The organism is Bradyrhizobium sp. CB1015 (genome assembly GCF_025200925.1).
GTDB lineage: Bacteria > Pseudomonadota > Alphaproteobacteria > Rhizobiales > Xanthobacteraceae > Bradyrhizobium.
This window is the reverse complement of sequence record NZ_CP104174.1, coordinates 3,094,054-3,111,519: the sequence shown is the minus strand read 5'-3', so window position 1 is coordinate 3,111,519 and position 17,466 is coordinate 3,094,054. Positions and strand designations below refer to the sequence as shown.

Genomic DNA, 17,466 nt, shown 5'->3' with positions numbered 1-17,466 from the left:
CATGAATGCGCCGGTGACGCGGCGGAACGCCGCCCTCAGCATCGCCGCCGCGGCCACATCGCTCGCCGCACCTTCGATCCTGCGCGCGCAGTCGGCGGGCCGCGTCGTCGTGGTCGGCGGCGGCTTTGGCGGCGCGGCTTGTGCCCGCGCGCTCAAGCGCGCCGATGCAAGATTGCAGGTCACCCTGATCGAGCCGAACAAGACCTACATCTCCTGCCCCTTCAGCAACGAGGTGATCGCGGGCCTGCGCGAGATCGAGGCGCAGCAATTCGGCTATGACAAGCTTGCCGCCGGGGGCATCGGCGTCGTCATCCAGGCTGCGACGGGCATCGACACACAGACGCGTCGTGTGACGACGGGCGACGGCAGCACGTTTGGCTATGATCGTCTCGTGCTCTCGCCCGGCATCGACTTCCATCTCGAAGCCCTGCCCGGCTACGACGACGCCGCGTCGGAGACGATGCCGCATGCCTGGAAAGCCGGCGCTCAGACTCTTTTGCTACGCAGGCAATTGGAGACGATGGCGGACGGAGGCACGGTCGCCATTGCAATCCCGGCCAATCCTTCCCGGTGCCCGCCAGCGCCTTACGAGCGCGCGAGCCTGATCGCGCATTACCTGACGTCGAGAAAGCCGCGCTCGAAAGTTCTGATCCTCGACGCCAAGGACGCGTTCTCGCAGCAGCGGCTGTTCGAGAAGGCATGGAAGGAGCTCTACGGCGACATGATCGAACGCGTCGCACTGTCGCAAGGCGGCCGCGTCACCTCGGTCGATCCGACGACACGAACCATCGTCACCGAGTTCGGCAACTACACCCCTGATGTCGCCAACGTCATCCCACCGCAGCGTGCCGGCCGCATCGCCGGCATCGCGGGCGTTGCCGACGCGACCGGCTGGTGCCCGATCGATCCCGGCACGTTCGAGTCGAAGCTCGTTCCGAACGTCCACGTCGTTGGCGATGCCTGCCTCGGCGGCAGCATTCCCAAATCGGCCTCCGCCGCGAGCGCGCAAGGCAAGGCTTGCGCCAGCGCGATCGTGAATCTCCTTGCCGGCCGCGCGCCGGACATGCCACGCCTGACAGGCGTCTGTTACAACGTCGTCGCGCCCGGCTACGGCTTCTCGCTTGCCGGCCACTACCAGCCGCGTGGCGACATCTTCGCCGAGGTCGAGGGCGGCACCACCAGCCCGGTCGATGCACCGCGCGAATTGCGCGCCCGCGAGGCCGCGGAGGCGGAGCGCTGGTTTCAGGCCATCACGACGGACACCTTTGGCTAGAGCAATGATGGAGCGAGCTTGCCGCCACGACCACATTGCGCTCCCTCCCCCGCCTGCGGGGGAGGGTTGGGGAGTCTCAACAACAAAGACTCCCTCAGAAGAAAGAGCCCTCACCCGGCGCTGCGCGCCGACCTCTCCCGCAAGCGGGAGAGGTAAGTGGAATTCGCGGCTCGATCTCTCGTCTCACATTCCATTGATTGTCGCCGCGGTGATCACGCTAAGCCTTGCACTTGCCCCTGGCGCAAGAGCCGAAGAGCTCGTGCCCTACGCAATCGTCGGCGACGGCATTCCAGAATCGCTCACAGGCTCACCCGGTGATGCCGCGCGTGGGCGCGCGCTGGTGCTCGCACGCACGACGACCTGCATCCTCTGCCATTCCGGCCCATTTCCGGAGACCCGGTTCCAAGGCGACCTCGCGCCTGATCTCGGCGGTGCGGGGAACCGGTGGTCCGTGAGCCAGTTGCGGCTTCGACTGGTCGATGCTTCGCGCTTTAATCCGGAGACCATCATGCCATCCTATTATCGCAACGACGGCTTCGTCCGCGTCGGACGCAACTTCGCCGGGAAGCCGATCCTGTCGGCTGCGGAGATCGAGGACATCGTGGCCTTTCTTGCAACGCTCCGGGACTAGGTTCATGCCAACCACGCGACGACAATTTTTGAACCTCGCCGGAGGCGTGACAATCGCCGGGACGATCCCAATCGTGACGCTGCGGCCGCTTCAAGCGACGCCGGCGATGCTCAACACCGCGATCCGCAACGTCGTCGGCGAAGCACAGCTTCGCAGCGGCAGGATCAAGCTCGACATTCCGCCGCTGGTCGAGAACGGCAATACTGTGCCGATGACGGTCAGCGTTACGAGCCCGATGACGGCGGACGATTACGTCAGGAGCATCCACGTCTTCAACGAGAAGAATCCGCAACCGAACATCGGAAATTTCTATTTCAGCCCATCTTCCGGCCGAGCCCAGGTGTCGACCAGGATCCGGCTCGCCGACACCCAGAAGGTGGTCGCGATCGCGCGCCTGTCAGACGACACGTTCTGGCAGGTTGCCGCCGAAATCGTCGTGACGCTGGCGGCCTGCACCGAGGAGATGAATTGATGGCCGCCCTCATCAACGTTCCCTCGAAAGCCAAACGCGGCGAGATCATCGAGATCCGCACGCTGACCTCGCACATCATGGAAACAGGCTTCCGCCACACCGCGGACGGCAGGCTCGTGCCGCGCGACATCATCACGAGCTTCATCTGCCGCTACAACGGCGCCGAGATCTTTCGTGCCGATCTGTTTCCGGCGATCACGGCGAATCCATATTTGTCGTTCTTCACGGTGGCCAAGGAGAGCGGCAAGTTCGAGTTCGAATGGATCGGCGACAACGGCTATTCGTCCACCGCATCGGCCTCGATCACGGTCGAATGATTGTTTGGCGCGCGATAGCGGCGGCAACATTGTTCGCCGCAGCCCCTGGCCTGCTTGCCGGAGAAGTCCCGCCGGACGCGCGCCGCTCCGGCTATGCCTTCATGGGTCCGGACACCCGCGCGATGCAGGATGACGACACTGCCAATGCCGGCATGCTGTTCGTGCTCGATGGCGAGCAGCTGTGGAATAAGACGACCGGCACCGCCGACAAGGCCTGCGCAGACTGCCACGGCGATGCGCGCAGCAGCATGAAGGGCGTCGCGGCGCGTTATCCCGCCTTCGACAAGGCGCTGGGGCGCCCAATCACGCTCGATCAGCGGATCAATCTCTGCCGTGCCAATCACCAGCAGGCGACGCCGCTTCCCTACGAGAGCCGCGACCTGCTCGCATTGTCCGCCTTCGTCGGCCACCAGTCACGCGGCATTCCGATCACCGCCGGCGACGATCCGCAGCTCAGGCCGTTCGTCGACCAGGGCCGCGACCTCTTCATGCAGCGCGAAGGCCAGCTCAACCTTGCCTGCACCAATTGCCACGACGACAATTTCGACAAGCGCCTCGCCGGCGCCCCGATCACGCAAGCACAGCCGACCGGCTATCCGCTCTACCGCCTGGAGTGGCAGACGCTAGGGTCAATCGAGCGCCGGTTGCGCAGCTGCATGAGCGGGGTCCGCGCCCAGGCCTATGATTACGGCTCACCCGAGCTGGTCGCGCTCGAACTGTACCTGATGTCGCGGGCGCGCGGCCTGCCGATGGAGACGCCGGCCGTCCGTCCCTGATGGTCGATTAGGGCTAGGCAGGCGTGGTACGGCCGCTAGTATCCCTCCCAAAGAAAATGAATCAGAGGGAGGGATCTAAATTGGCCAACCACAACATCTCGCGCCGCACGCTGCTCAAGGGCACCGCCGCGGCCGGCGCGCTCAGCCTGACCGGCCTGCCCGCTCGCGCCGAGGTCAACTGGAAGAAATACGCCGGGACCAAGCTGGAGGTGATCCTCGCCAAGGGTCCCCGCGGCGACAACCTGCAAAAGAACATCAAGGAATTCACCGAGCTCACCGGCATCCAGGTCGAATCCGAGCAGATCCCCGAGCAGCAACAGCGCCAGAAGGTCGTGATCGAGCTCACCTCGGGACGGCCGAGCTTCGACGTGGTGCATCTCAGCTATCACGTGCAGAAGCGGCAGTTCGAGAAGGCCGGCTGGCTCGCCGACATAACGCCGTTCATGAAGGACCCGACGTTGACCGCGCCGGATCTCGTCGAAAGCGATTTCTCGGCCGCCGGCCTGCAATACGCCAAGAACGACAAGGGCCAGATGCTGTCTCTGCCCTGGTCGGTCGATTATTTCATTCTCTACTACAACAAGGAGCTGTTCGAGAAGAAGGGCGTCGCGGTCCCCAAGACCTTCGACGAGATGGTCGCGGCCGCCGAAAAGCTCACCGACGCCAAGGACGGCACCTACGGCTTCGTCGGACGCGGCCTGCGCAACGCCAACATGACGCTGTGGACCAACTTCTTCCTCAACTATGGCGGCGAATTCCTCGACGCCAAGGGCAATATCCAGACCGATGGCCCCGAAGCGATCGCGGCCACAAAGCTCTATCAGACGCTGCTGACCAAGGTCGCCCCACCCGGGGTCGCCGGCTTCAACTGGATGGAGTCGATGGCCTCGTTCACCCAAGGACGATCCGCGATGTGGATCGACGGTGTCGGCTGGGCGCCGCCACTGGAAGATCCCGCCGCCTCGCGCGTCGTCGGCAAGGTCGGCTACACCGTCGTGCCGGCCGGGCCGAAGGGACAATATTCGGCCACTTACGGCGACGGCATCGGCATCGCCGCGGCGAGCAAGAACAAGGAAGCCGCCTATCTGCTCTGCCAATGGGTGGTCTCGAAGAAGCAGGGTGCGCGGCTGCTGCAGGCCGGCGGGGGCGTGCCGTTCCGCAACTCGATCCTGAACGATCCCGAGATCCAGAGCGGGGTGAAGATGCCCAAGGAGTGGCTGCAATCGGTGATCGATTCCGCCAAGATCAGCAAGCTCGGCCTGCCCGTCGTGATTCCAGTCGCCGAATTCCGCGATCTCGTCGGCGCGGCGCTCACCTCGACACTGTCAGGCGCCGATCCCGCGACCGAGTTGAAGAAGGCGCACGAACAATATCGGCCGATCCTGGAGCGTAGCGAAAAGGCGTGAGTGCGTTGATACAATCGACTCCGGCCGCGGCTTCGACCGAGGCCGCGCCGGAGAAGGAATTGCGACCGCCATCCTACTGGCCGTTCGTGGTGCCGGCGCTGGTCGTCGTGCTCGCCATCATCATCTTCCCGTGGATCTTCACGATCTGGATGAGCCTGAACGAATGGAAGGTCGGCTCGGCCACCACCTTCGTCGGGTTCTCAAACTATCTGCGGCTCACGAGCGATCCGCGCTTTCTCGAGGCGGTCGGCCACACGCTGGTCTACACCGTGCTGTCGGTGGTGCTGCCGCTGATCCTCGGCACACTCTCTGCCGTGGTGTTTCACCAAAATTTCGCCGGCCGCGGATTTCTGCGCGGCGTCTTCATCATGCCGATGATGGCGACTCCCGTTGCGATCGCACTGGTCTGGACCATGATGTTCCACCCGCAGCTCGGCGTGCTCAATTACCTGCTGTCGCTGGTCGGGATTCCCGCGCAGCTCTGGGTCTTTCATCCCGCAACCGTGATTCCCTCGTTGGTGCTGGTCGAGACCTGGCAGTGGACGCCACTGGTGATGCTGATCGTGCTCGGCGGCCTGTCGGCGATCCCGACCGAGCCCTATGAGAGCGCGCAGATCGACGGCGCCAGCTTCTGGCAGGTGTTCCGCTTCATCACGCTGCCGCTGATCATGCCGTTCCTGTTCATTGCCGGCATGATCCGCATGATCGACGCGGTGAAGAGCTTCGACATCATCTTCGCGATCACGCAAGGCGGACCGGGCTCGGCATCGGAGACGATCAACATCTATCTCTACAGCGTCGCCTTCACCTATTACGACCTCGGCTACGGCTCGGCCATCGCCGTCGTGTTCTTCCTGCTGATCGTCCTGCTCGCGGCGGTGATGCTCTACGCCCGCCAGCGCATGCTGTGGACCGAGATCGCGAGCGGCGCATGACACTCCGTCAGATCATCGGCAAGATCGGCCTGTGGCTGTCCGTGCTCGTCATCGTCTCGCCGGCGATCCTGTTCTTCCTCTGGATGCTCTCGCTGTCACTCAAGTTCGAGGTCGACAATGCGGCCTACCCGCCGGTGTTCTTTCCGGATCGCATCGCCTGGAAGAACTATGCCGACGTGCTCGCCTCCAACCGCTTCCTGACCTATTTCATCAACACTCTGATCGTCACCGGTAGCGCGACGGTGCTGGCGCTCATGGTCGGCGTCCCCGCCGGCTACGGCATCGCACGCATGGCCGCGCATAAATCCGCGATCGTGATCCTGATTGCCCGCATTACGCCGGGACTGTCCTATTTGATCCCGCTGTTCCTGCTGTTCCAGTGGCTCGGCCTGCTCGGCACGCTGGTGCCGCAGATCATCATCCATCTCGTCGTCACCGTGCCGATCGTGATCTGGATCATGATCGGCTATTTCGAGACGACGCCGATGGAGCTGGAGGAAGCCGCCCTGATCGATGGTGCCGGCCGCTGGCAGGTCTTCCGCCACGTCGCGCTGCCGATTGCAAAGCCCGGTATCGCGGTCGCCTTCATTCTCGCCGTGATCTTCTCCTGGAACAACTTCGTGTTCGGCATCGTGCTGGCGGGACGCGAGACCCGCACGCTGCCGGTTGCGGTCTACAACATGATCTCGTTCGACCAGCTGAGCTGGGGGCCGCTGGCCGCCGCCGCGCTGATCGTCACCTTCCCGGTGCTGCTGCTGACGGTGCTGGCGCAGCGGCAGATCGTGGCCGGGCTGACGGCTGGGGCCGTCAAGGGTGGATAACAAATGAAGCGGCCGGACGCCTCTCGTCGCCCCGGCCGCTCTTGTTGCGATTTCGCCCTATTCCGCCGGCGCGGCCGACATCTCCGGATGCGCGGCGTAGTGCTCACTGGCGCCGAGCTTGCTGGCGGCAAACAGGCCGGCAGCCATCACGGCGTAGGCCAGCGCGACCGCGGGGGTCACGCCAAAGCCGCCGCCGATGCCGACGGCCTCGCCGTGCATGAAGCCGAAATAAGTCAGCACCGCACCGACCAGCGCGAACGCGGAGGCCTTCTCGAAGTCGCGCTCGATGATGAAGACGCCGATCGCACCTAAGATGAGGCCGCCGAGGATGGAGCCGCCGCCCATCACCTCGAGGCCGTGATAGAACACGCCCTGCTGCGGCAGCGCAGCGATCGCGGCAGCCTTGACCGCGTCCGCCTTGTCGGCGGCGAGCCCGCCAACCGATGCCGCGGCCATCATGGTCGAGCCCAGCATGGTGTCGATCTGGAGCTTGGCCCAGGCGGCCAGATGCGGCGTCAGCGCCAGCACAATGGCAGGCGCATGCTTGACCGGCGTGGTCTGGAACGCCTGCGCGCCGATCAGCATGCCGATGTAGAGCAGGATCGGCGAGATCGCGACGACGGGCACGAGCGCCAGCAGCACCGAGATGATGCCGAACCAGGACAGCACCACCACCATGATGCCGGTCGCTGCCGAATAACCGATCCGGCCGCCCATCGCCTTCCAGCCGGGATGGCCGATATAGACGGCGTTGATGAAGGGATTGCCCATCAGGCAGCCGATCAGGCTGACGACGCCGTCGGCGGTGAGCACGCGCGTGGTCGGATAGTCGTCGCCGGCCGCTTCCGCGCTCTCGACATTGTCCATGGCCTCGACGAGATCGTAGATGCCGAACGGAATGGCGGTGACCAGGATGATGCCGAGGAACTCGAAGCCGGAGAAGACGTAGCCCACCGCCGGGATCGGCACCGAGAAGCCGAAATTGGCAAAGGCCGCACCGACACCCGCGATGCTCAACCCGCCGAGGCCGAGCCCGAACAGGTTCGAGCCCCAGGCGATGACCATGCCGGCCGCGATGGCGACGAGGCCCGCGGGAATGCCGCGCCAGTATTTCACGCCGCCGAACCAGCTCACCAGGATGATGGCGAAGCAGACGAGACCGATCTGCGGCGTCATGTACATTTCGAGCGCCGGCCGCATCGAGATGAAGGTGACGGAAACGCCGGCGAGCGTGCCGAGCAGCGCCGCGCGCGGCGTGATCTTGCGGATGAACGGCGCGATGAAGCCGCCGATCATCAGGATGAAGCTCTGGAAGAACACCCAGACGAGGCCGGCCGACCAGCCCTTGAGCGGATCGCCGGTCTTGAGCGTGATCGGCAGCATGATCACGAAGGTGACGATGAACATGTGCGGCACGCTGACGCCCGACGGCAGCGCGCAGACGTCGTTGCGGCCGGTCTTCTGGGCGAGGCGGTAGGCGAGATACGCGTAATAGAAGGTGGAGAGGCACATCATCAGCCCCAGCGCGGGCAGGATGCGGCCGAACACGAGGCTATCGGGCATCTTCAGCACGAAGCGCAACAGGCCCGTGAGCACCAGCATATTGACGAGGATGTTGGTGCCGAAGCCGAAAAACGCGTTCCAGTCGCCCGATGTCCATAGCGCCGGCTTGAACCCGGACTTGTTCAGATCAGAACTGCCGGCCGCCTCCGTCAATGTGCTCATGATAATACCCCTATGTGGTCGAAACCTTCATTGCCTCCAGAACTGCGGCTGAATCCGCGACCCAGCCGAAGATGCCGCCCTGGGCCTTGATCATCTTCAGGCCCATCTCGTGAAACTCGGGGAAGTAGGACGCGCAGCCGTCGGCGATGACAACGCAGCGATAGCCGCGGTCATTGGCCTCGCGCACCGTGGTGTTGACGCACACCTCCGTGGTGACGCCGCACACGAGCAAATTCTCGATGCCGTATTTCTCAAGGACGTCGCCGAGCTCGGTCGCGTAGAACGCCCCCTTGCCGGGCTTGTCGATCACGATTTCGCTGTCGAGCGGATAGAGCTCGGGAATGATGTCGTGGCCGGCCTCGCCGCGAATGAGGATGCGCCCCATCGGACCGGGATCGCCGATGCGAAGGCTCGGCGCGCCGCGCTTGATCTTCGCCGGCGGCGCGTCGGAGAGATCGGGCAGATGCCCCTCGCGCGTGTGAATGACCAGCATGCCGGTGTCGCGTGCCGCCGTCAGCACCGCACCGATCGGCTTCACCGCGCGCGCGAGCTGGCTGACGTCGTTGCCCAGCGTCTCGCCAAAACCTCCGGGCTCCATGAAATCCCGCTGCATGTCGATGATGAGAAGCGCGGTGGCGGGCCAGTCGAGCGTGATCGGCTCGGGCTCGGCGCTGACGACGCCCTTGGTGGGTTTGGCTGAGTTCAACATGACGGCCCCGCGAGAACTCTCTTGGCCGGGAGTTCTGCAAGCGCCGTGCCATTGTGTACAATTGCGGAGGGGCGCGGGCGGAGAACGAATTTACAGCGTACTCAGAAGGTTACGCCGGCGATCGACGCCTGCTCATTCCCTGTGCGACGGCATTGCGCCACGCAATTGCTCAAGTATTGGGCGGATTGTTTGCTCTCTCGCCGAGGCGCCGGGTGCGGGCGGGTGTTGCGTCTCCCTTGCGGAAGCTAGAGCATGATCCGGAAAAGTGTGCAGCGGTTTTCCGAAAAGATCATGCTCAAACAATAACCTGGAGCGCGATGACGATTCATCCTAATCGCATCGCGCTTTAGCCAAGCTCGCGCAGCGGGTTGCGCCGTGAGGCGCAGGAGCGCGCGGCTATCAAGGCGCCGAACATCTTCTGACTGGCCTCCAGCTCAGGACCACTGGCCGATCCAGAGATTATGCCCCGAAACCCCATCGAACTGCGTTCCGCCCTGGCTGACATAGATGTCGATGGGCGTCGGATTGAGATTGGTCTGGAGAGAGAACTTGTTTCCCGAGACCGTGTAGGCTGCGTTCGCATCTGTGCTGTTGTTGAGCGTCACGTTGCAGGTGCCGGACGTGGCATTTTGGGCATGCACAAGCTGGATGGCTATGGTGAAGGTGCCGCTGCTTCCGAATGCATTGTACGAGCCGGTAAACGCCGCCATGGTAGCGTTGAACGAAGTGAAGCTGCCAGACCCGACCTTGAACACCCACATAGATCTTCAAATCTCCCGTATGCGTTCCGAAATATTGATGTAGCCCAACCATCGCCGCCCTCCTCAAAGCGCTTCCACGAGATCCTTGATTGCCTTCGCCACCTTGTCGCGGTTCTCCTTCGAGTTTGCTTTCTCGATCTTTTCGCCGATCGCGATGATCCGCATGGCCGCCTGCCAGATCGCGTTGAAGGAAGGCGCATCGTCCTGGCCCGACGCGATCCTGGCGAGATTGGTATTGATCTTCTCGAACGCACCCAGTTCCTGCTTGGTGCCGACGTCGGCATGCTGGTCATAGTCCGCGGCAGCCTTGGCAAGATCGATCACGGGGTCCTTCATGGTGCCCCAGATCGCTGCGAAACACGTCACGAACTCGCGAGACGGCAATCCGGTCGCGGGCAGGCCGCGCTTCTCCGGGGAAAGGCTGTTGAAGTCGGCGCACTCCTTCACATCCTTGGCCGGCTTGACGCTCGCGCTCAGCCTTGCGTGGGCCTCGACAAAGTGCCCGACAGCTTCGGCCGTCTTGATCTGCTCGACTTTGACCAGGAAGTCGCGCAGATTCGCGGCATTTGCCGTGATGAGCTTCTGGTTCTTGTCCTCCTTGAGGAACTTCTTGATCCGATCGAGGCGCCTCTGTTCATCGATGAACTTCGCGCCTTCCACGATCACCGGCGCGACGATCGACTTGAACAAGTCGAACAGGGTTGTGAAGGCCGCGATCACTCCGGATTCGTCGACCGGCTTCAGGCCGTAATAGGTGCCGGCGAAGCTGTCGATGTCGCCTTCGCAGCTCTTCTTGACCTGTGCCTCCACCTCGTCCGTGGTCATGTCCTTGGCGTCGACCTGGATCTGGTAGTTCGCAAACAGCGACTTGAACGCGAGGACGATGTTGTTGAAATCGGTCGAGTCCGTGATCTCGGATTTCGCGGTCTTCTTGACCTCCGCCGTCACCGCATCGAGATAGGTGATGGATGCGCGCAATGCCAATTGCTTGACGCGCGGATCGCATAGCAGGTTGCTGATCTTGGGCAAGGAAGGTGGTTGCGCCAGATCCTTCTCCGTCAGGTACAGAGAAAGCGCCTGGCGTATGCGATAGGCCCGGACCTCGGCCCGCCTGCCCTCGAGAGGCGGTGCGGCCGACTTCGTCAGGGCTCCGGCGGCCTGGACAAGCGCTGAAACCGTCGGCGGGAGGCCTTCGGGCTGATCCTCATCACCCCGCGCCGATCCGGTGGCTACGATCGTCAGCAGAGCAAATACCGCAAGCCGTCCCTTCCACATGGTCATTCCTCCCAGAGTATCAAAGCCGCTTCGGGGATCTTTGGTGCCCCCAGAGCGTCGTAGAGAGCGCTGCGAATTTCGGAGCTCGGAAGCGCGCAGTTGGAATCGTCCTCGATCCGTCCATTGGTGTGGACCGCGACGATGCTGCTTCCGCCTCTCAGCAGGATGGGGGAACCACTCGAATCTTCCGTAGTGTCGCAACCGTGAACACGCCGGCCGCGCTCACCCACGCAAGTGGCTTTCGTCTTCGTGACACATTGCGAGTCCGCCGACACTTTCTTGGTGACGCGCTTTTCGCTCTCATGCCAGGTCACATAGGCTTCCAGGTCAGCGCCATCCTTGCACGCCTTCCATGGATCACCGACCGCCAGCTTCAAGAATGCTCCGGCGAATTCGTCCGGCAGGTTCTGAATTTTGATCAGAAGAAAGTCCAGTTCGCGTGCCGATGGATCGTCGCCATTGAGAGGACTGGCGGACAGGCCGCCCGGCCACGGCGACTTCAGCTCGTCGGAATTGAAGTAGACGCGATACTTGTCAGCCACAAAGGAGTCGTGCCGGTGACAGTGATGCGCAGATAGAACGATACCGTGCCCGAGATGGGCTCCGGTGCATATCTGGGCTCGGCCATCGGTGCTGTCGACGAGGATCGTCACGGTCGCGAGGTTCGCAATCGCGTCGCGCCGCCTGAAGACATCCTCCGGAGGATCTCCGACCGGAAAGGCACGGTATGGCGGCAGGTCGAACGCACATGACGGGTCCTTGGGACGGCCGATCATGCCGACGCAATTCAGGGCTGCCGACCCGGCCGGCCGTTCGGAGAGCTTTGGCAGCGGCTTGGTCCCGTCATCGCCGACAACGAAGAAGGGCGAGGCGATCTGCTTGCTGGACCGAACAATGTCGGCCGGCCACGGCCTCGTCTGCACCCTTGCAACGGCATCGCTGAATGACGGGTTCAGCCGGAGCGGATCCGCGGTCAGTCGAAGGCGGTCATGCTCGCTCAGCTGGGCGATGTTCATCTGCCCACCACTGAGGTTACGAAACGAACGCAGAGCACTGTCATCGAAGCGCAAGATCGGCCTGCTGCCGCCCGATCCGGTTGCCGACGCACCGTTATCAAGAAGAGAATTGAGCGGATGGAGCACCCGAGCCTCGATGTTCACCAGGCTCATTGCCTTGGATCGGATCTGTGCGGTCTTCGCGGTTTCGAGCGAGCACGGACCAGCGATCGCGAGGTCGGGCACAAGCCCCACAGCGAACAAGGCAAGGATATACGAATGGCAAGGGACCAAACGCATAGGATGCTTCCATCGGCCAGCAGAATGCGGCTCTTCAGGAGGTGCCAGACGATTGCAAAACAATGAGCTGGGACGGCTGGGCTATCTTCACCCGACTTGAAAAAGATTGCTTGTAATGGGACTGAACGAACCGCGAATATCATTCTCCGCTAGCGCGCAATATTCTCCAGAAGCTCGCCGCTCGCCGGGATTCACGATGTCACGCGGACACGCCTTCGAATAGACATTTGCTTCCTACCTCAGGTTGCAGTCTTTCGAATTCGAGCGAGATTGTCAACCGTGTGGCAGCTCGATTGCTGACCCAACGACTGCCTGTCAATCTCCCCCTGCCCCATACAGCCGCCGATATTCCTCCTCGTACGGAGCATAGGAGTCCTTCAGCGTCGCCATGTTCAGCAGCATGGTCGCCACTATCGTGCCCGCCTTGTCGAACACGCGCGTCTTGACCCAGGCGCTTTCGGTGCGGCGGCTGCCGGAGAGTGCGACCACTTCGCGCTCGACCTCGTACTCCTCGCCCTCGAAGAGCGGACCCTTCAGCAGGCGGATCTCCTGGTCGGCGAACAGGCCGACGGCCGGGCCCTTGGCCGGCAGCGGATCGTCCTTGGAGCGGTACTGAAACAGCACACTCAGCATCTCCATCGGGATGATGGGCTTGCCCCATGGATTGTCGGCGGTCGCGTAGTAGGGCGAGCTCTCGGTGATGACGGCGAGCTTCTGCAGAAGCGAGAACGGATAGAGGTTGCCCATGTTCTGGTCGAACGCCATGCGCACCGATTGGCGCTTGCCGGTCTGCGCCACCTTTACATCGCGCAAGATCACGGGATCGGTGAGCGGCTTGAGCTCGCCGAGGCGTGCCTCGAGCGCCGTCGCAACCGGCGAATCGCCGATCGAGGCCGTACCGCGCAGCACCTCGGTGCCGTCGCGCTTGACCATCTGGATCTGGCACTGGCGCGTGCCGGGCAATGGCTTCGCCAGGATCGCCTGCACCTCTTCGCCCTCGTAGCAGACGCTGCGGTAATGCGCGGAAAGGCAGCCTGTCTCGAACCAGGCGTGCCCCCACAGCCGCTCGCCGAGCGGGGCGAACTGGCTGAAATGCGTCGGGCCCTCGATGGTGCCGCCCTTGAAGCCGAGCTTCTGCGCGGTGGCATCGTCATGGATGGAGGCGTGCGCGTCGTAGGTCTGCGCCTGCAGCATCTGGCGTGGCTGACGCCACGGCCCGATCAGGGCCTCGGCCGTCTCCGTGATCTCGGTGTCGAATGCGTTTGCAATCATGATCTTCTCCACAGCAAGCCATGACTAGCAGGAGCGCCACGGATGCGGCCAGCGGTATTGACTTCGCGGGCCCATCTCTTTGACTGTCACAATTCGCGTCGCGCAGCCGCGATCCCTCCCGCAGTGCAAACCTCCCGCCGAACGAAAGACGAGGACTTCCGAAATGACGCTGTTGCAGGTCGAGCTGGACGACAAATACCGGCTCGAATCGAAGCGGATCTTCCTGTCCGGCACGCAGGCCCTGGTCCGCCTGCCCATGTTGCAGCGCGAACGCGACCGGCTTCAGGGCCTCAACACCGGCGGCTTCATCTCGGGCTATCGCGGTTCCCCGCTCGGCATGTACGACCACGCGCTGTGGCGCGCGAAATCGCACCTGCAGCAGCACGACATCGCTTTCGTGCCCGGCCTGAACGAGGACCTCGCCGCAACCGCCGTCTGGGGCAGCCAGCAGGTCGGCCTGTTTCCCGGCGCCAAGGTCGATGGCGTGTTCGGCATCTGGTACGGCAAGGGCCCGGGCGTGGACCGCTCGGTCGATGCGCTCAAGCATGCCAATGCCGCCGGCACCTCGCACAATGGCGGCGTGCTGGCGCTCGCCGGCGACGACCATGGCTGCCAGTCCTCGACGCTGGCGCATCAGAGCGAGCAGGTGTTCGCGGCGGCGCTGATCCCGGTGATCAACCCGGCGACGCTCCAGGACTATCTCGATCTCGGCCTCTACGGTTTCGCGCTGTCGCGCTTCTCCGGCTGCTGGGTCGGCTTCAAGGCGATCAGCGAAACCGTCGAGAGCTCGGCGTCAATTGATAGCGATCCTGAGCGTATCCAGATCAAGCTGCCCGACGATTTCGAGATGCCGCCCGGCGGCCTCAACATCCGCTGGCCCGATCCGCCGCTGGAGGCGGAGAAGCGGCTGTTCGGGCCGAAGATGGCGGCGGTGCAGGCCTTCGCCCGCGCCAACCAGCTCGACCGCATCGTGCTCGATTCCAAGCCGGCGCGGCTCGGCATCGTCGCCACCGGTAAGGCCTATCTCGATCTGCGCCAGGCGCTGGCCGACCTCGGCATCACCGACAAGGACGCGCAGGAGCTGGGCTTGCGCATCTACAAGGTCGCGCTGACCTGGCCGCTGGAGGAAAGCGGCGCCAGGCGCTTCGCCGAAGGCTTGCAGGATATTCTCGTGGTCGAGGAGAAGCGCGGCTTCATCGAAGACCAGCTGATGCGGATTCTCTACAATGTCGATGCCTCCAGGCGCCCGACCGTCACCGGCAAGCGCGATGAGCGCGGCGCGCCGCTATTGCCGAGCGAGGGCGAGCTGACGCCGACCATCGTCGCGGGCGCGCTGGTAGCGCGCTTGCGCAAGCTCGGCCATCACAGCCCGGTGCTGGAGCAGCGCCTTGCCCGGCTCGAGGCCTTCGACAATCCCGTGACCACCAGCACGCCGATCAAGCTCGCGCGCACGCCGTTCTTCTGCTCGGGCTGCCCGCACAACACCTCGACGCGCGTGCCCGAGGGCAGCCGCGCCATGGCCGGCATCGGCTGCCACGGCATGGCCCTGAGCATGCCGACCCGCCGCACCGATCTGATCTCGCATATGGGTGCGGAGGGCGTGAACTGGATCGGCCAGTCGCCCTTCACGAACGAGACGCACATCTTCCAGAATCTCGGCGACGGCACCTATACCCATTCCGGGCTGCTCGCCCTCCGCGCGGCCTCGGCCGCCGGCATCAACATCACCTACAAGATCCTCTATAACGACGCCGTCGCCATGACCGGCGGCCAGCCGGCCGAAGGTGCCTTCAACGTCGCCCAGATCGCGCATCAGGTCTGGGCGGAGGGCGTCAAGCGGCTCGCGATCGTCTCGGACGATCCCGCCAAGTACCCGCAAGGCAATTACTTCCCGCAAGGCGCGACCGTCCATCACCGCCGCGAGCTCGACGCCGTGCAGCGCGAGCTGCGCGACATCAAGGGCCTCACCGTCATCATCTACGACCAGACCTGCGCTGCGGAAAAGCGCCGCCGCCGCAAGCGCGGGCTCTATCCCGATCCCGCCAAGCGCGCCTTTATCAATGAGCTGGTCTGCGAAGGCTGCGGCGACTGCTCGCAGGCCTCCAACTGCGTCTCGGTGCAGCCGCTGGAAACCGAGTTCGGCCGCAAGCGCCAGATCGACCAGTCGAACTGCAACAAGGACTTTTCCTGCGTCGAGGGCTTTTGCCCGAGTTTTGTGACCGTGCACGGCGGCACGCTCAAGGGCATGAAGACCTCGGCGGTGGATTCCGGCCAGCTGTTCGCCGATTTGCCGCTGCCGCCCGCGCATGAGCTCGAGGGCCCCTACAACATTCTCGTCACCGGCATCGGCGGCACCGGCGTCATCACCATCGGCGCGCTGCTTGGCATGGCCGCTCATGTCGACGGCCGCGGCTGCTCGGCGCTGGACTTCACCGGCTTGTCGCAGAAGAACGGCGCAGTGATGAGCCATGTGCGCATCGCACCGAAGCCGGAGGATATCTCCGCCGTCCGAATCACCACCGGTGGCGCCGACGTCATCCTCGGCTGCGACATGATCGTCTCAGCCGGCCCAACGGCGCTGAGCCGCGCCGAGCGTGGCGTGACGAAAGCCTATATCAACGCGGATTTGCAGCCGACCGCGAGCTTCGTGCAAAACCCAGATCTCGATTTCGAGATGGGAGCGATGCAGACCGTGCTGCGCGACGCCATCGGCGACAACAACCTCGACATCATCGACGCCACCGGCATTGCCGCGGCGCTGATGGGCGACAGCATCGCGACCAATCCCTTCATGCTCGGCTTCGCCTTCCAGAAGGGCGGCATCCCGCTCTCGCTGGAAGCCTTGCTCCGTGCCATCGAGATCAACGGCGCTGCGATCGAGATGAACAAGCTCGCCTTCACCTGGGGCCGCCTTGCCGCCCACGATATGTCGCGCGTGCGCAGCGTGCTGCAGTTCAAGGCTAGAGCATCCGCGCCAACCAAGTCGCTCGACGACATCATCGCGACGCGCGCGGAGTTTTTGACCTTCTATCAGGACAAGGCCTATGCCGACCGCTACCTTGCAGCCGTCGCCAAGGTGCGCAAGGCGGAAAGCGCGGCTTCGCCCGGGTCAACCGAGCTCACCGAAGCGGTCGCAAAGAACCTGTTCAAGCTGATGTCCTACAAGGACGAATATGAGGTCGCCCGGCTCTACACCGACGGCAGCTTTGCCAAGAAAGTGTCGGAGAAGTTCGACGGCGACTTCACGCTGAAGTACCACCTGGCGCCGCCGATCTTAGCCAAGCGCGACAAGACGACCGGACATCTGCAGAAGCAGGAGTTCGGCAGCTGGATGATCCACGGCTTCCGCCTGCTCGCCAGGCTCAAGTTCCTGCGCGGCACCGCATTCGATCCGTTCGGCCGCACCGAGGAGCGCCGCACCGAGCGCAAGCTGATCGCGGATTATCTGGCGATGATCGACCAGCGGATCACAGGGCTGAAGGCGGAGCAGATCCCGCTGCTGGCAAGGCTCGCACGCGTGCCGGAGACCATCCGCGGCTTCGGCCACGTCAAGGAGGCCAACATCAAGCTGGCAGCGGCCGAGACGGCGCGGCTGGAAGCGGAGCTTGAGAACAGCCGCTTTGCCGCCGCGGCGGAGTAGAGGTTAGGCGCCAGCCTCTCTCTCCGCGTCATTGTGGAAACGCACTCGCCACAGACCCGGTGTCATCGCCCGGCTTGACCGGGCGAATTCGCCCTGGATGCCCCGGTCAAGCCGGGGCATGACAGCAGCGGAGATGGCTAGGCGGAAGTCGCCGCCTA

The 17,466-nt window shown here is 63.7% G+C and carries 15 protein-coding genes; 9 read left to right on the top strand and 6 right to left on the bottom strand.

All coding sequences use genetic code 11. The features are described from left to right. Position 1: 1 nt before the first annotated feature. From N2604_RS14265 to N2604_RS14230, 8 genes are all read left to right on the top strand, one after another. Positions 2 to 1,273 carry an NAD(P)/FAD-dependent oxidoreductase gene (locus N2604_RS14265; RefSeq protein WP_260375259.1) on the top strand — a complete coding sequence of 424 codons (1,272 nt, stop codon included), beginning with the start codon at positions 2 to 4 and terminating at the stop codon, positions 1,271 to 1,273. Between the two features lie 193 nt (positions 1,274 to 1,466). Then, positions 1,467 to 1,904: a sulfur oxidation c-type cytochrome SoxX gene (gene soxX / locus N2604_RS14260; protein ID WP_409241714.1), complete on the top strand. Its 438-nt coding sequence runs from the start codon at positions 1,467 to 1,469 to the stop codon at positions 1,902 to 1,904. Positions 1,905 to 1,908: 4 nt separating this feature from the next. Further along, positions 1,909 to 2,376: a SoxY-related AACIE arm protein gene (locus N2604_RS14255; RefSeq protein WP_260375258.1), complete on the top strand. Its 468-nt coding sequence runs from the start codon at positions 1,909 to 1,911 to the stop codon at positions 2,374 to 2,376. After that, the gene (soxZ, locus tag N2604_RS14250) at positions 2,376 to 2,693 is read left to right on the top strand and encodes a thiosulfate oxidation carrier complex protein SoxZ (RefSeq protein WP_260375257.1); all 318 of its coding nucleotides are present in this window, start codon (positions 2,376 to 2,378) and stop codon (positions 2,691 to 2,693) included. The genes N2604_RS14255 and soxZ overlap by 1 nt, the downstream gene beginning before the upstream one ends. Next, positions 2,690 to 3,469, top strand: coding sequence for a sulfur oxidation c-type cytochrome SoxA (gene soxA, locus N2604_RS14245; RefSeq protein WP_260375256.1), 780 nt, complete (start codon positions 2,690 to 2,692; stop codon positions 3,467 to 3,469). The genes soxZ and soxA overlap by 4 nt, the downstream gene beginning before the upstream one ends. 56 nt (positions 3,470 to 3,525) lie before the next feature. Next, on the top strand, positions 3,526 to 4,875 hold the full coding sequence (locus tag N2604_RS14240; protein ID WP_260375255.1) for an ABC transporter substrate-binding protein: 1,350 nt from the start codon (positions 3,526 to 3,528) through the stop codon (positions 4,873 to 4,875). Continuing rightward, complete coding sequence (locus N2604_RS14235; RefSeq protein ID WP_260375254.1) at positions 4,872 to 5,810, top strand: carbohydrate ABC transporter permease; 939 nt, start codon at positions 4,872 to 4,874, stop codon at positions 5,808 to 5,810. The genes N2604_RS14240 and N2604_RS14235 overlap by 4 nt, the downstream gene beginning before the upstream one ends. Beyond that, entirely contained in the window at positions 5,807 to 6,631 is an 825-nt protein-coding gene (locus N2604_RS14230) for a carbohydrate ABC transporter permease (protein WP_260375253.1), read from the top strand. The genes N2604_RS14235 and N2604_RS14230 overlap by 4 nt, the downstream gene beginning before the upstream one ends. Positions 6,632 to 6,688: 57 nt before the next feature. Here N2604_RS14230 and N2604_RS14225 read toward each other — a convergent pair whose 3' ends face one another. The 6 genes from N2604_RS14225 to N2604_RS14200 form a co-directional block, all read right to left on the bottom strand. Then, on the bottom strand, positions 6,689 to 8,356 hold the full coding sequence (locus N2604_RS14225) for a regulator (protein ID WP_260375252.1): 1,668 nt from the start codon (positions 8,354 to 8,356) through the stop codon (positions 6,689 to 6,691). 10 nt (positions 8,357 to 8,366) lie between these two features. After that, a complete protein-coding gene (locus N2604_RS14220) occupies positions 8,367 to 9,065 on the bottom strand; it encodes a cysteine hydrolase family protein (protein ID WP_260375251.1) in 699 nt (232 codons plus the stop codon). Positions 9,066 to 9,499: 434 nt separating this feature from the next. After that, positions 9,500 to 9,826 carry a hypothetical protein gene (locus tag N2604_RS14215; RefSeq protein ID WP_260375250.1) on the bottom strand — a complete coding sequence of 109 codons (327 nt, stop codon included), beginning with the start codon at positions 9,824 to 9,826 and terminating at the stop codon, positions 9,500 to 9,502. Positions 9,827 to 9,889: 63 nt separating this feature from the next. Beyond that, on the bottom strand, positions 9,890 to 11,101 hold the full coding sequence (locus N2604_RS14210) for a hypothetical protein (protein ID WP_260375249.1): 1,212 nt from the start codon (positions 11,099 to 11,101) through the stop codon (positions 9,890 to 9,892). Between the two features lie 2 nt (positions 11,102 to 11,103). Further along, the gene (locus N2604_RS14205; RefSeq protein WP_260375248.1) at positions 11,104 to 12,396 is read right to left on the bottom strand and encodes a serine protease; all 1,293 of its coding nucleotides are present in this window, start codon (positions 12,394 to 12,396) and stop codon (positions 11,104 to 11,106) included. A 315-nt stretch (positions 12,397 to 12,711) separates the two neighbouring features. Then, on the bottom strand, positions 12,712 to 13,668 hold the full coding sequence (locus tag N2604_RS14200; RefSeq protein ID WP_260375247.1) for a hypothetical protein: 957 nt from the start codon (positions 13,666 to 13,668) through the stop codon (positions 12,712 to 12,714). A 163-nt stretch (positions 13,669 to 13,831) separates the two neighbouring features. Here N2604_RS14200 and N2604_RS14195 point away from each other — a divergent pair, with 163 nt between their 5' ends. Beyond that, entirely contained in the window at positions 13,832 to 17,308 is a 3,477-nt protein-coding gene (locus N2604_RS14195; protein WP_260375246.1) for an indolepyruvate ferredoxin oxidoreductase family protein, read from the top strand. Positions 17,309 to 17,466: the final 158 nt, after the last annotated feature.

Bases quoted from the DNA above. Each gene is read 5' to 3' on its own strand.
- N2604_RS14215 (WP_260375250.1), bottom strand. From the start codon at position 9,826: ATGTGGGTGTTCAAGGTCGGGTCTGGCAGCTTCACTTCGTTCAACGCT.
- N2604_RS14265 (WP_260375259.1), top strand. From the start codon at position 2: ATGAATGCGCCGGTGACGCGGCGGAACGCCGCCCTCAGCATCGCCGCC.
- N2604_RS14220 (WP_260375251.1), bottom strand. From the start codon at position 9,065: ATGTTGAACTCAGCCAAACCCACCAAGGGCGTCGTCAGCGCCGAGCCC.
- N2604_RS14200 (WP_260375247.1), bottom strand. From the start codon at position 13,668: ATGATTGCAAACGCATTCGACACCGAGATCACGGAGACGGCCGAGGCC.
- N2604_RS14205 (WP_260375248.1), bottom strand. From the start codon at position 12,396: ATGCGTTTGGTCCCTTGCCATTCGTATATCCTTGCCTTGTTCGCTGTG.
- soxZ (WP_260375257.1), top strand. From the start codon at position 2,376: ATGGCCGCCCTCATCAACGTTCCCTCGAAAGCCAAACGCGGCGAGATC.
- N2604_RS14225 (WP_260375252.1), bottom strand. From the start codon at position 8,356: ATGAGCACATTGACGGAGGCGGCCGGCAGTTCTGATCTGAACAAGTCC.
- N2604_RS14210 (WP_260375249.1), bottom strand. From the start codon at position 11,101: ATGTGGAAGGGACGGCTTGCGGTATTTGCTCTGCTGACGATCGTAGCC.
- N2604_RS14230 (WP_260375253.1), top strand. From the start codon at position 5,807: ATGACACTCCGTCAGATCATCGGCAAGATCGGCCTGTGGCTGTCCGTG.
- N2604_RS14195 (WP_260375246.1), top strand. From the start codon at position 13,832: ATGACGCTGTTGCAGGTCGAGCTGGACGACAAATACCGGCTCGAATCG.
- soxA (WP_260375256.1), top strand. From the start codon at position 2,690: ATGATTGTTTGGCGCGCGATAGCGGCGGCAACATTGTTCGCCGCAGCC.
- N2604_RS14255 (WP_260375258.1), top strand. From the start codon at position 1,909: ATGCCAACCACGCGACGACAATTTTTGAACCTCGCCGGAGGCGTGACA.
- N2604_RS14240 (WP_260375255.1), top strand. From the start codon at position 3,526: ATGAATCAGAGGGAGGGATCTAAATTGGCCAACCACAACATCTCGCGC.